General features: G+C 41.3%; 12 protein-coding genes. All 12 read left to right on the top strand.

Annotated features, from left to right (window positions below):
• The first annotated feature begins 23 nt into the window (after window positions 1–23).
• The 12 genes from VAE48_RS02765 to VAE48_RS02710 all read left to right on the top strand — a co-directional run bounded on the left by VAE48_RS02765 (window position 24) and on the right by VAE48_RS02710 (window position 14,233).
• The gene (locus VAE48_RS02765; protein ID WP_322791783.1) at window positions 24–1,562 is read left to right on the top strand and encodes a hypothetical protein; all 1,539 of its coding nucleotides are present in this window, start codon (window positions 24–26) and stop codon (window positions 1,560–1,562) included.
• 10 nt (window positions 1,563–1,572) lie between these two features.
• Window positions 1,573–2,751, top strand: coding sequence for a glycosyltransferase (locus tag VAE48_RS02760; protein WP_322791782.1), 1,179 nt, complete (start codon window positions 1,573–1,575; stop codon window positions 2,749–2,751).
• A gap of 1 nt (window position 2,752) precedes the next feature.
• Window positions 2,753–3,484: a hypothetical protein gene (locus VAE48_RS02755; protein ID WP_322791781.1), complete on the top strand. Its 732-nt coding sequence runs from the start codon at window positions 2,753–2,755 to the stop codon at window positions 3,482–3,484.
• 13 nt (window positions 3,485–3,497) lie between these two features.
• Complete coding sequence (locus VAE48_RS02750; RefSeq protein WP_322791780.1) at window positions 3,498–5,345, top strand: asparagine synthetase B family protein; 1,848 nt, start codon at window positions 3,498–3,500, stop codon at window positions 5,343–5,345.
• 8 nt (window positions 5,346–5,353) lie between these two features.
• Window positions 5,354–6,343 (top strand): glycosyltransferase family 4 protein, encoded by a 990-nt coding sequence (locus VAE48_RS02745; protein ID WP_322791779.1) that lies wholly within the window; start codon window positions 5,354–5,356, stop codon window positions 6,341–6,343.
• Entirely contained in the window at window positions 6,340–7,560 is a 1,221-nt protein-coding gene (locus VAE48_RS02740) for a glycosyltransferase (RefSeq protein ID WP_322791778.1), read from the top strand. The genes VAE48_RS02745 and VAE48_RS02740 overlap by 4 nt, the downstream gene beginning before the upstream one ends.
• On the top strand, window positions 7,557–8,660 hold the full coding sequence (locus VAE48_RS02735) for a glycosyltransferase family 2 protein (RefSeq protein ID WP_322791777.1): 1,104 nt from the start codon (window positions 7,557–7,559) through the stop codon (window positions 8,658–8,660). The genes VAE48_RS02740 and VAE48_RS02735 overlap by 4 nt, the downstream gene beginning before the upstream one ends.
• A 6-nt stretch (window positions 8,661–8,666) precedes the next feature.
• Window positions 8,667–9,893: a glycosyltransferase family 4 protein gene (locus VAE48_RS02730; RefSeq protein WP_322791776.1), complete on the top strand. Its 1,227-nt coding sequence runs from the start codon at window positions 8,667–8,669 to the stop codon at window positions 9,891–9,893.
• A complete protein-coding gene (locus tag VAE48_RS02725; RefSeq protein ID WP_322791775.1) occupies window positions 9,890–11,185 on the top strand; it encodes a cation:proton antiporter in 1,296 nt (431 codons plus the stop codon). Before VAE48_RS02730 ends, VAE48_RS02725 begins: the two co-directional genes overlap by 4 nt.
• 23 nt (window positions 11,186–11,208) lie before the next feature.
• Window positions 11,209–12,792 (top strand): amino acid adenylation domain-containing protein, encoded by a 1,584-nt coding sequence (locus VAE48_RS02720; RefSeq protein WP_322791774.1) that lies wholly within the window; start codon window positions 11,209–11,211, stop codon window positions 12,790–12,792.
• 20 nt (window positions 12,793–12,812) lie between these two features.
• Window positions 12,813–13,064 (top strand): acyl carrier protein, encoded by a 252-nt coding sequence (locus VAE48_RS02715; protein ID WP_322791773.1) that lies wholly within the window; start codon window positions 12,813–12,815, stop codon window positions 13,062–13,064.
• Between the two features lie 62 nt (window positions 13,065–13,126).
• On the top strand, window positions 13,127–14,233 hold the full coding sequence (locus VAE48_RS02710) for an acyltransferase (protein WP_322791772.1): 1,107 nt from the start codon (window positions 13,127–13,129) through the stop codon (window positions 14,231–14,233).
• Window positions 14,234–14,244 lie beyond the last annotated feature (11 nt).

Here is a 14,244-nt window from a genome sequence, read left to right as displayed (position 1 = left end):
AAAATACTAAAAGAAATTTTGGAATGAATAAAAAACATTTACCGATCAATCATCTTATTTTTGGCATCCTGATATTGTTTTTATCATATCAATTGATAATTGCAACTCGCTGGGGAATAGGCACATCACCAGATTCCGCAACTTATATCGGCGTGGCAAACAACTTGCTCTCTGGAAAAGGACTGACAATCCCCTTTGGAATTTCTCCCGGTCAAAGCTTAACCTTTTACCCCCCTCTTTATCCTCTCTTTCTGGCGGGAAGTGGAATGTTTGGCGGAACAATTCCTCAAACCAGCCGATGGCTGCATGTATTTTTGTTGGCAGGCAACTTGACAATCTTTTGGTTGATTCTGCGTCGCTTTTTAACTGAGGCACGCTCGTTAGGTTTATTCCTTTTATTTCCTCTCGCCTTCAGCAACGCCTTTCTTACCATTCACATTATGGCCTGGTCTGAAGCATTATTCCTTTTGACGGGTTTTGGTGGTTTATTGCTGATCTCCCACGGGGTTGCTCACTCGAAAAACGGCTTGATCCTTGCTGGTAGCACTCTATTAGGTTTTTCCACGCTTACACGTTACAGTGGGTTAGCCTTCATTGCTTCTGCTGTTATTGCAATTTTTATTTTGACACCAGGAAATTTTTCGGTTCGACTAAAGGAAAGTGTACGGGTTGCTTTGCCTGGGTTGTCTGTTTTTTGCGTATGGATCATTCGTAATTTGATGATCAGCGGCAACATTGCCAATCGCGGTTTGGAATTCCATCCCATTACTCGGGCTCATTTTCAACAAGGATTGGATACGATGGCGGGCTGGTTCTTGATACCAGTTAGTTTGCCGGGACTTGTGAAGACTGGAATCATCAGCGCAATTGTCATCACTTGTGTGTTGATTCTTCGAACACGGCAAAGCATCATCAGAAAAGAAGGACAATGGCTCAAGGGGCTTTTATCTACCTTTGCGTTGGTTTACCCTCTTTTCCTCATTACCTCCATTTCATTTGTTGATGCCAACACCCCATTAGATGACAGAATTCTATCCCCCTTGCTCGTGGCAATCTGGCTTCTGATAGCCGCTTCAATTATCCAAATAACACCCATATCAAAAACCCAAAAAATTTTTTATACAATTTTTGTATTATTGTTGGCAGGCGCCTTTTCTGTTTCATCGCTGGGAACACAGGCTACAACTTTATACGAAGGTCATCATGATGGCCTGGGGTTCTTCCACACCAGGTGGCGCAACTCCGCAATAGTCAATGAAATTAATCGCTTGCAAACAGATACCATCGTTTACACCAACTCACCTGAAGGAGTGTATTTGCTAACCGGCAGACCCGCCAAACCCCTGCCAAGAAAAATGGACCTGACCCGCCAGATACCTAACCCGAATTTTGAAGAAAATATGAAAATACTACAACAAGATCTTTTTGAGGAAAAAGCTGTAATTGCTTATTTCTATTCTATTCGCAGTTTGGCTACTCCTGATGTTGATGAACTGAATCTATCCATTGCCAGTGAGATCTCCCGCCATCCGTTTTCGGATGGAGTTTTTATAGGAAACTAAAATCATTTTTATGACCAAAAACAATCTAATCAGCATAATCATCCCTGCCTATAATCAAGGTCACTATCTTGGCGATGCCATTCAAAGCTGCTTGAACCAAACCTATTCCAACATTGAAATTATCGTTGTCGATGATGGCTCAACCGATAACACGCCAGAAGTTGTCCAATCTTTCCACAACTTAAGAATTCAATATATCTACAAACAGAATGGTGGGCTTTCCAGTGCCCGTAATGCTGGCATTCGCGCAGCCGGTGGTGAATTTATCACCTTTCTTGACTCGGATGACGCTTTTTTGCCAGAAAAATTGATGCTCTTGATGGAAAAAATGAATGAAAATCCAGAACTCGGTTTTGTTGCCGGTCATGCTTTGTTAATTGACCAGCGCGGGAATGTCATCCCTAATAAATTTGAAACCTATCTCCCTTCTCCAATCCACAACCTTATCCTTGGCAATCCCTTTCACGTCGGCAGTGTGCTGATCAAGAAAATCTGGCAGGAAAAAATCGGTTATTTTGACGAATCACTCCGCTCCTATGAGGATTGGGACTTCTGGCTGAGATTAGCAATTGCCGGTTGCCCCATGGATGTCATCCCTCTTGCGGTATCTCAATACCGTTTTCACACTGGACAAATGACTCGCAATGGCGAGCAAATGACCAAAGCCAATCTGGCAGTGCTTGAGAAAACCTTTTCCTACCCTGATCTCAATGAAGATTGGCAGAGAATGAAACCCCTGGCTTATGCCCACGCGCATTTACGCGCCGCAGCGCACGGATACTTATCTTCAGATTTTCAATTTGCTCAGGAACATCTAAAGAAGGCGCTGGTACTCGATCCCACTCTTGTCGAGGATGGTTATCGAAGGATAAAAAACATATTTTCCGGCTGGACCGACCTTCCTAAAACCGATGATGCGATTTCATTCCTGGAACGTATATATAAAAATCTGCCTGATGAATTAAACGGGTTGCAAAAAGAGTATCGGCACGTGATTGGCATGGCTGCCTTGAATCAGGCTTTTATCTACTACCATCACAAAAATTATCCAAAAGCACGCCGATCGGCATGGAAAGCATTGTTCACGTTCCCATCATTATATAAAAATTTTGGGGCTTTCACGGTTTTGGTTAAGTCAGTTTTGAAAAGCCCGGTCCCAATAATCAATCCCCACCTGGAGGACCGTTAGAATGCGGAAATTCTTCTTTAGTTCAAAAGTTACCCCTTTTATCATACTATTCATAGAACGCGATGGCAGCACTTATATGATCAGTTTGATGACTTCCCATCCCCAAATCCAATCTGTTTACGAGCGATTTGCTGTCTTAAAACAAAAAGGAGCAAGCGGTAAAGATCAAATTGATTGGGCGCGAAAGTTTTATACACCATCCTTTATCACCAAATATAAGGCATCCGGTTTTAAGACAAAACTGGTGGATATTCTGGACAAAGATTCGTTTATTCAGTTGCTATTAGAAAAAAATGTCCGAATAATCCAGATGCAGCGGCGAAATCAGGTCAAAGCTGTAATCTCAAGAATTAATGCAAAAAGATTACACGATGTAACGGGTAACTGGAATCTATACAACGAAAAAGAACGCTTGCCTGCATTTGAAATAGACCCCGATGTTTTTCATCAATATCTGCTCGAAAGAATTCAAGCAGATGAGGATTTGAACAACTTTACAAAAGAACTCAATCTGCCAAAGTTAAAAATTGTTTATGAGGAACTGCTGGTCAACCGTGATGTTGTACTTTCACGAGTATTTGATTTTTTAGGTGTTGATCCTTTTCCGGTTGAAGGAAAAACTCTCAAAAACACCAGCGACGATCTCAGGGATGTGGTATTGAATTTTGAACAACTTCGGTCAAAATATCTTAACACCCCATTTGAAACAATGTTTGACGAAGTACTCATTTGAAAGGCAAATCATTATGCCTGGAATTTATGGCTTTAAAAAAGAAATTTCTAATCCCGAAAGCCAGACACTCATTGAAAAAATGTCTTATGGCCTGGACTGGGAAGATCGCTTTATACGGCATTTCGAAAGCGGTCAGGGTTGGGGTATTGGCAGAAACACCTTAGGAATTCTCAATAAAAATAAACAGCCCTTATGGCACGAAAACAGAAAACTTATTTTGGTTTTTGAGGGCGAACTTTATGATACCCAACCTATAAAGAATTACCTCGACCAGAAAAATTTGCCTCGCAGCACCGACGAGGAAATCATCCTCAGTTTATATTTTCTAGAGGGTGAAAATTTTCTTAATGGCCTAAATGGAGCGTTTTCTGCCGCTTTGTTTGATCACCGAAACAATACCATTATTGTGATGAACGACCGACTGGGTTTATATCCGGTTTATTATGCAAATTTTGGATCGACCCTTTTATTTGCCTCTGGGGTTAGAGCTTTGCTGGTGGACCATACGCTGCCTCGAGTCATTGATCAGGTTGCAATTCAGGAATTTCTTACCTTTGACCACGTTTTACATCAAAGAACCTTGTTAGAAGAGGTGAAGTTACTCCCTCAGGGCAGTATCCTCAAATTTCAAAACAATTACCTTACCGTAAAACCATACTTTCATTTTAACTTCACGGATGTTTATCCATTTTGCGAACCGCCCTCTTATCAAGAGCGTTTTCTTTTTGAAATTAAAAGAGCGGCACAGCGACAATCTGGCGGAGACCACCCCAAAGGATTAATGTTATCAGGTGGGCTGGATTCTCGCTTTTTGCTGGCACTCCTCACTGAAACACTTGGTTCATCCAATCTTCACACCTTTACTTGGAGTATTCCCGGCTCAGACGATGCCCGTTACGCCAAAGAAGCAGCCAATAAAACGGGTGCCAAGCACCACTTTTTTGAACTGAAACCAGACTGGTTGTTGAAAGAGGGTGAAAAGGCGGTCAAAATAACTGACGGAATGGGAAATCTCGTAAATCTCCATGCCATTGCAAATCTGGAAGAAGAGACACAATTTGCCCCGGTCATTTACAAAGGTTTTATGGGTGATGCGATGTTTGGGTTTGGTCTACGCCCTCGTTTTTGGGCTAATTATGACCCTGAAACCGAAATCCAGGAACATTTACAAGCCTACCGTGATTACCGTGTCTTGACATTTGACTTGCCAGAACATCCCGGCATATTCACTGACACTTTTTTATCAAATGTCAAAGATGGATTGATCCAAGATTTTAGAAATGGTATGAGGTCAAGCGGCGTTCGTCAACTTGCTACTCAGCGATTGTATTTTGACCTTACTCAACGCGTACCCCGCATGACTATAAATGGCGTGCTTGTGGCAAGAGATCGGGCAGTCATTCGTTTACCCTTTACAGATAATGATCTGGTAGATTTTTCGATGACCATACCGCCCTATTTAGCGTTTGAACGTAAATTGATGATAGATAGTTTTGTCCAGGCTTACCCGAAATTAGCACGTATTCCCACCCCTCGCGATCATCTGCCTTTGACTCACTGCGCCAGAGAAGTAGCGCTCAGAAATATGCAATTTATTCGATGGCATCTGCGTAAAGCTGGATTTGGCTGGCTTGCTGGACCTGAAAACCGCCCCTATAAAGATTACCACACATGGTTTCGAACTACTTTGAGAAATTGGGTAGAAAGCACTTTGTTATCCAGGGAGTCGCTGGGACGTGGATATTTAAAACCCGAAAAAATCAAACAGATTGTAAATGACCACATGGCTGGGAAAAACAATGCTGTGAAAATTGGAGCATTAATGGCTATTGAAATCTGGCACAAACTTTATTTGGATTGATTGATCCCATGAAGATTGGTATTGCAATCAATGAAACCTGGGCGTTTTTTCACGAAATTTATGATGATTTGAAAACCCATCATACCGTCCATCTATTCGAGCCTCGTAAAACTGAATTTCCTTTCCTTCGTGAGCGGCTTCAACGAGGGCAGTTTGAATACCAACTAAAAAATTTCATAACCAGAAATGACGTCATATTTTTTGAATGGGCAAGTGAGTTATTGGCTGCTGCCAGCCGTTTACCAAAAACGAAACCCATCGTTACCAGATTACATCGCTATGAACTTTATCAATGGGGCCATCAAATTGATTGGTCAAAGGTAGATCGGATTATTTTGGTAAGTGAAGCAAAACGGGAAGAATTCAATCAACGATTTTCCGGGCATGAAGAAAAAATCCGCGTCATACCCGAAGCAGTAAATCCGCAAAAATATATTTATGAACCCCGCCTTTTCAAAAAAAACATTGGCATATTGGGGCATCTCACTCCACGAAAAAGAGTTTATGAACTTATACTCGCCTTTGCAGAATTAGGATTGGATAAAAGAGGATATCTATTACATATCGGCGGAGGACCACATCCTCGCTTTTTGGATTACTACGATGCAGTTATCAACCTGCCCTCACGGTTGGGAATTGAGAAAAGCGTGATTTTTTACGGACATATTCAAAATGCGGCCGATTTTTATAAACAGATTGAAATTTTTATCTCTAATAGTTATTCTGAGGGTTTACAAGTTTCTCCAATGGAAGCCATATTGAGTGGTTGCTACTGTTTTGCACATCACTGGCCAGGAGCAAAGGAATTACTTCCAGAAGAAAACCTGTTTTATACCGACGAAGATTTTGGACAAAAAATCTTTAATTTTGAAAGCCTTTCAGATCAAGAAAAACAGGCTTGCCAAATCCAATTACGATCTCAAGTTCTTGAAAAATGCAATAGCCACCTGGTTAGCGAACAAATTCGCAATTGTATTGAAGAACTAATGTCCCAATGAACATCGCATATCTGGCACAATTGAGCCCCGAGATTCGCACTCCCCCCTTTGATGGACCCGCCAACCATATCCGCCACATTATCCATGAGTGGAGAGAAATGAATCACCGGGTTAGATTCATTGGAGGAATAAATTCTATTTATTGGAAAAGCGATGACCTAAAAAATTTTGAGCCGATTGAAAACCAGCAAAAAAAGATCCTTGAGCGATCTCTACGCAAAATACAAACCATAACCCACTTGCCATATCTTAACTTTTTTGAGAGCAGTCATTTTTCCAGGATAATTTTAAATCAATTAGAAAATATTGATTGCCTATACGAAAGAGCAAGCTGGATGAGTTACGGCGGACTGTTGATTTCAAAGAAAATGGATATTCCATTGATTCTAGAATTTAATGGAGACCCTCTCCTTGATTTGAAATCAAAAGGACAGCTTCCCCGTGGTTTGCAGTTGGCCATTTCAAGCAGCCTTTTTCGTTTCACCCTTACTCGTGCAACTCACCTGATTGCCTCTGGTCAGGGTTGGAAAAATAATTTGATTGAAAAGTGGAAAATATCTCCCGAAAAAATAAGCGTGGTTGAAAATGGAACAATCCTGGTAAACCTTCTTTGCAGAGAAAACTTAGCCAACTTTCAGGAAAAATCCTCACAGTTTCCAATTAAGATCGCTTACCTGGGAGGTTTTTATCCTTGGCACGGGACAAAAATTGCAGTTAATGCTTTTCACGAGTTAATTCGCGAGGGAATAAATGCTCAATTCGTCATGATTGGTGACGGAAGCGATTTAGAAGACACCAAGAGGGTCGCATCATCGTTAGGCATTGAAGAGAAAGTAGTCTTTACCGGAACTTTACCACCCGAAAAATACGCGAACATTCTTGCTGGCTGCCACATAGGTTTATCTCCCTATTGTGGTTGGAGTGAATATTCGGGATTGAAATTATTTGACTACAAAGCGGCGGGCCTTGCAATTATTGCATCCGGTCAAAACGGACAACCCGAAACCCTTGTTCACAACAAAACTGGCCTAATTGTCCCTCCCTGCGATGAGAAAGCTCTGATAAGCGCGATGAAATTACTGGCAAAAGATCGCAACTTTACAGTCGCCCTCGGTCGGCAAGCAAGATTTGAGGCAGAAGCAAAACACACCTGGAGACATAGTGCCGAAAATATCATCAATATCATCAATCAATTTGTTGATATAAATAAAAAATGACCGTTCCATTGAACAATCCGCTCAAACCCGGTCTGGTATCGATAATGATGCCAGCTTATAACGCTGAAAAATTTATCCGGGCAGCTATAGAAAGTGTACTGAGTCAAACCTACCCATTGTGGGAATTAATTTTGGTAAATGATGGCTCAACGGATCAAACCGAAAAGATTACCAGAGAATTCACCGATCCTCGTATCCGGTTATTTCATCAGGAAAACGCGGGCGAAGCCGCAGCCAGAAACCACGCACTTACAAAAATTCAGGGTGAATTTCTTGCCTTTCTGGATGCTGATGATTTATTTCATCCCTCTTTTTTAGCGCTCATGGTCAGCTACTTAAACCAGCACCCGGAAAAAGACGCGGTTTACTGCGATGGTTATTACATGGATACAAACGATAAAGTGCTTTCTTCCCTGTCCAACTTTCGGCGCGGGCCGTTTGAAGGCGATCTGTTCGAGCAGTTAGTCAGAGCCTCAGATGTATTCGGGCCACCTATGACAGTCATGCTGCGAAGCGACAAAGTTATCTCAAGCAACATTCAATTTGATCCCCGCATTGTAATCGGTCCGGATTGGGATTTTTTTACCCATTTATCGCAGTTTATGATTTTTGGTCATCTCAACCGGCAACTTTGTTTTTATCGTGTTCACCAAACCAACATCACTTTAACTGCAGGAAATGCAAGAAAAAATCACTCGCTTGCGCTTTGCCGCCTTAAAATGATTGATCTGCCAAGGTTCAACGATTGTAAAGAAGAAGTCAGAGTTTATGTATTTTATGACTTAATGGTTAATTTAATTTCTGAAGAGTTAAACTCTATCGAATGGCTGTTATCTCATCCCTCTTTCAATGGGCTTTCACCCTGTGAACAAAGCCGATTAATCAGACTCACAGTTATCAAGCAGATATTTTTACACTCCGGTAAAAGTGCCACTTTTAAGAAGTGGTTGAAAAAGGCCACCAGCCTGTGCCCCAACGATCAAAAAACTAACTTGGTGAGGTTGTTCTACAGCTTCAGTCCATCTATATTTCGTTTATTCCTGAACCTTAGAGAAACATTACGACCCAAAAATGCGCCGGCATCTCCATTTTCCAGCTGAGAAAAAATGAAAATCGCCATTTTCCATAATTTATCTTCAGGCGGCGCAAAAAGATCTTTGTTCGAGATTGTGAAACGGCTTAGCCGTCGACACGAAATCCGTGTTTATTCTCTATCCAGTGCAGATCATGAATTTTGTGACATACGACCATACGTAGAATCTCACCAGGTATATCCATTTCAAGCAGGCAAGCTCTTCCATTCTCCATTCGGCAGACTTAATTCAATTATCCGCGCATTTGATCTGGTTCGGCTCAGACACATCAACGAAATCATCTCAAACGACATAAAACGGCACGAACCCGACCTGATTTTTGTTGAACCATGTCGTTTTGAGAACGCTCCTTCACTGTTAAGATATATTTCGGAATTTGCCAGTATATATTACTGCCACGAGCCTTATCGGATTCTTTATGAAGATGCACCTCCACGCCCATATTACAATGGCAGATCAAAATTACGCCATACACTTGACCAATACGACCCATTCCTGACATATTTCCGAAATTATGCCAGAAACAACGATCAATTAAATATTCAAAAAGCAGGAAGGGTGTTTGTTAACTCCGCCTACACCAAACAGCAGGTCGAGAAGATTTACCACATTAAAGCCGAAGTAAATTATCTGGGTGTGGATACGACCAAATTCAAACCCCTCCAATACGTCAATAAGTCTAATTTTATTCTCTCGGTTGGATCATTAACTCCGTTAAAGGGATTCGATTTCATTATCCGCTCTATTGCAATGATGCCGACCAATGACCAGCCAGCCTTAATTATTGCCAGTAATTTTTCAAACACACAAGAATATGAATACTTGAATGATTTGGCTAATCAAAATCATATCAATGTCCAATTTTTAATCGGAATAAATGACGAAAAACTGGTTGAGTTATACAACAGCGCGAGGCTGACAGCCTACACCCCTCACCGAGAGCCATTCGGTTTGGTTGCTTTAGAGTCAATGGCATGTGCCACACCGGTTGTTGGGGTAAAAGAAGGGGGACTGCTTGAAACAATTCGAGATAAATTCACCGGATGCCTAACCCCAAGGGATGAAAAAATTTTTGCAATGGCACTTTTGGAACTTCTCAAAAACCCACAAAAATCTCATGAATATGGCCAAAATGGGTACCAAGAAGTTTTAGCAAAATGGAATTGGGACTCCTCTGTGCAAAATATAGAAAGCAATCTTATCTCTGTAACAAAATCCATCTTCATAAAAGCTCAATGAACAATCAAGATATCATAAAGTTCTTTTTACAAATTGCTGTCATGCTGGCTTGTGCTTTGTTCGCAGGACAAATCATGAGACGATTTCGCCAACCTGCTGTTTTGGGCGAGTTGATCGGAGGAGTAATCATTGGCCCAACAATTTTAGGCCTTTTATTGCCAAATTTTTATCTTTGGCTTTTTCAATCCTCGCCTGAAGTGGGAATTTTAAGGGATGCTTCAATAAAGATGGGGATGTTGTTTTTTTTGTTCATCGCCGGTCTGGAAATTAATTTTTCAAAGACCAATCATGTGGGCCGATATGCATTGATCATCGGGCTTGTTGGCACTGTATTACCCATTGCTTTTGGGGTGGCGTTGGTCTACTTGATTCCTCCCGCCTTCTGGGGAGAAATTGCAAAAAATAACTTAACAATCTTTGGCCTCTTCATCGGGATTAATCTTGCCAATACAGCCAATCCGGTTATTGTCCGAATTCTTCAGGACTTAAAACTACTCAAAACAGAAGTTGGAGCAATAACCCTTAATGCCACAGTGGTGGACGACTCCATCACCTGGACATTATTTGCAATCATGCTAAGTTTCACTACTCCACAAACGGGTGAGGTTTTTCTTAATACCAATCAAACCATCTTCTTAATTCTTGCTTTTTTCTTCCTCATGTTAACGTTGGGAAGGCATTTTGCCCCCAAAGCATTGAAAGTCATCAGGAAAACCCTGGCATGGCCAAGTGGTTTTATTGCCTTTACCGCATTAGCTATTTTACTGGTCGCATCAGTAGCTGAATTTTTAGGAATTCACGCCTTTCTCGGTGCATTCCTCCTGGGAGCAGTTGTGGCCGGTAAACACCCCGAGGCAGAAGAAGCCCACACTGTCATCTCGCAGTTTGTGATGGCTTTTTTTGCACCCATTTATTTTGTTTCAATTGGGATGAAAACCAATTTCATAGCCAACTTTGATTTTGGTCTGATGGTGATTATTTTGCTCAGCGCCAGTATTTCAAAATTCCTCTCGGTATTGATTGGTGGAAAAATTGCTGGAATGAAAATCGACCGGCAGGCATTAGCCATAGCCAGTGGTTTGAATGCTCGCGGTGCAACCGGAATAATCCTTGCAGGAATTGGTCTTTCGAATGGGCTCATTGACGAACGAATTTTTGTTTCGCTTTTTATAATGGCTATCATTACATCAATTGCTGCCGGCCCATTGATGACCTACTTCCTTGCCTCCCAAAAAACACCCCGGAAAGCAGCCGAGTCATCCCTTCCAGCCGTTTCCAATACAGATTTTTAGTTCATATTTCTGGTGAGGCACAAATGAGTTACCGCTATCTATTACATGCTGCAATTTTTGAAAATGCACAAAATATTCCAGACCGTCCAGCAGTTCGCTTTCAGAAAGAAGAATTGTCCTATCTTCAGTTGGCAAAAGCATCCAGGCAACTGGCAAACTTTTTAATTTCACGTGGAGTCAAACGAGGTGACCGAGTGGGAATTTATATGAATAAAAACCTCTATTCGGCCGTTTCAATCTATGGAATTTTATCTGCCGGAGCCGCTTATGTACCTCTCGATCCTTTTGCTCCAATTGACCGATTGAGTTTTGTAATTAACGATTGTCAAATTCAATTCATTATCACCAATGATCAAAAAATGGAAAATGTCAAAGAAATCATTAACAAGACATCTCTCCAGGGTTTGATCGGCGTTCAAAGCACCTCAGAAATTGATGTCCCCTCCTATTCCTGGGAACAAATATTTTCATTTCCATCCTTAACACCGCCCATACAACTGGTGGAGCAAGATCTGGCATATATCCTATATACCTCTGGCTCGACCGGAACCCCAAAGGGAATTATGCACACCCATCGCAGCGGACTTTCTTTTGCTGAATGGGCCGTCCAAACATACCAGATTTCCTCTGAAGATCGCATCAGCAATCATGCTCCACTTCATTTTGATCTTTCCACCTTTGATTTCTTTGCTTCCGCAATTGGGGGCGCAACAACTGTGATCATTCCCGAAGGATTAACCAAATTGCCCGCCAGTATGGCAAAGTGGATTCAAGACGAAAAGATAACAATCTGGTATTCTGTGCCTTTTGCTTTGATTCAAATGCTTGAGAGGGGTAACCTTGAATCCAGAGATCTTTCTGGCTTGCGATGGATCCTGTTTGCGGGTGAGCCTTTTCCAACCAAACACTTAAGAACTTTGATGAAGATACTCCCTTGGGTTAAGTTTTCTAATCTTTATGGACCCACCGAAACAAATGTGTGCACATACTATCATGTTGCTCCCTTGCCAGAGGATTCAGATGAGCCCATCCCGATTGGTATCGTTTGTGAAAATACCGAAGATTTGGTTGTGGATATTGAAGGTCGGCCTGTGGCGGAAGGCGAAATCGGAGAATTATTAATCAGGGGTGGTACGGTCATGAAAGGTTACTGGGCGAGACCAGACTTAACTGAAAAAGGTTTCTATCGTCGAAAAATGTTCGACTATTGTGAGGATATTTTCTACCGAACCGGTGATTTGGTCCAAAAAATGCCCGATGGAAATTACAAATTTCTGGGTAGGAAAGACCGCCAAATTAAAACCAGAGGTTACCGTGTGGAATTGGATGAAGTTGAAGCAATGCTCCTTTCTCACCCCACCATCCATGAAGCAGCTGCTTACCCTGTACCCGATGTTGAGGGGAGTAATCTTATTGAAGCGGCCGTTATTTTGATTGAAGGAGAGAGTATAAGCGAAGATGACATCATAAAACACCTTTCTGGGCGATTGCCAAGTTATGCAATTCCCACCAAAATCATCATATGTGATGATTTTCCGAGAACTTCAACTGGGAAGATCAATAGACGGGAACTGCAAGAAAGAGCAACAAGAAGAATTAATTCATGAATGATAAGGAGAATGGGAAAATGGAAACTCAAACAATTATTCAAAAATTTATACTCGATGAACTTGCCAAGGGCCGAAAAAAGACAATAGATGTTAACGATGATTTGCTCGGCGAAGGCATCATTGATTCCTTGGGCATTCTTCAACTTGTAGCCTTCATTGAGGAAAAGTTCAATTACACTGTCCCAGATGAGGATGTGGTAATTGAAAATTTCATGAGCGTGAATGCGTTGAGTCATTATCTCAATCAAAAACTGGCATCAAACGGCTGATGCCAGTTCTGGAGCGGAAGATGGGGGATTTTGATTCCTGCTCCAAACGAGGCAAATAATCAATGACCAGGAAACTTCTTTTTCTCAACGGAATTGCGATTATTTTTGCTGTTTATCATCATTCTATATATTGGGCAGTTACGGCCATAAATTATTGGGGAGATCGTTTTATCAGCAGCGCTACCCCGGAATTGCTTTCGATACCCAATGTATTTTCGTTGTTTTTGAGAATAACCGATCAAATTGCCGGTAGTGCTGTACCGGCCTTTCTGTTCGTTTCTGGGTTTCTCTACAGTTTCTCCTTAGACCGGCAAACCATCCGCCAGAGTTATCGGCTTATTCAAAAACGGATTCTATATCTCCTTTTTCCCTATATCGTCTGGTCAACAGCTACTGTGGTATTTCGAGCAATTGAAGGCAGAAGTTACACCGTTGTGGAATTGATCAGGGTATATCTTCTCGGTGAGGCTGACGCGCCGTTTTACTACGTACCTCTAATTATTCAAATGATTATCTTATCCCCCTTTTTATTTAAAGCCGTTAAAAAATATCCTGTCGTAATTTTGCCAATAGCTTTTGTGATCCAGGCTCTCTCAAGTATTCCATGGTACTTCAAGGTTTTAGAAATTACCCCCTTACAGTCCCTCAATTTTTTAAATTTTTTCAAAAGCAGTTATCTTATTTCTCATCTCGTTTGGTTCTTAATCGGAATGGTATTTTTTATTTATCGGCAAAAAATAATTGCTTTTCTAAAAAAGTACCTTTGGGGATTTTTATTATTGATCGCATTCACTTTTTTTATTGGTCAACTTGAAATCCAACAATTGATGAATGTGAGTGGAAATAATTGGATAAATTCGCAAGCCTCTATTGTGACCAGATTTTTTTATTCTTTGCTCATTCTTGCTTTTGCAGTCTTTTGGGAGAATAATGCGTGGGTTTCAAGAATTGAATTTATTGGAGCCAGATCTTATGGAATTTACCTTAGCCATATCCTTACGATTGAAATCTGCGCCAGATTAATTTACCATATTCTTCCCTTTATATTAGGGCAAACCGTTATATTCCTTGGGATATTGGTGTTTTTAGGGGTTAGTATACCTTTACTGATCATGTATGTATCCAGGATAACACCGCTCAAGACCATCTATTCGTATTTGTGGGGTTAATTTCCAAACCC

The organism is Bellilinea sp., from assembly GCF_034432615.1.
Classification (GTDB): Bacteria; Chloroflexota; Anaerolineae; order Anaerolineales; family Anaerolineaceae; genus Bellilinea.
This window is presented reverse-complemented; position numbering and strand designations above follow the sequence as displayed.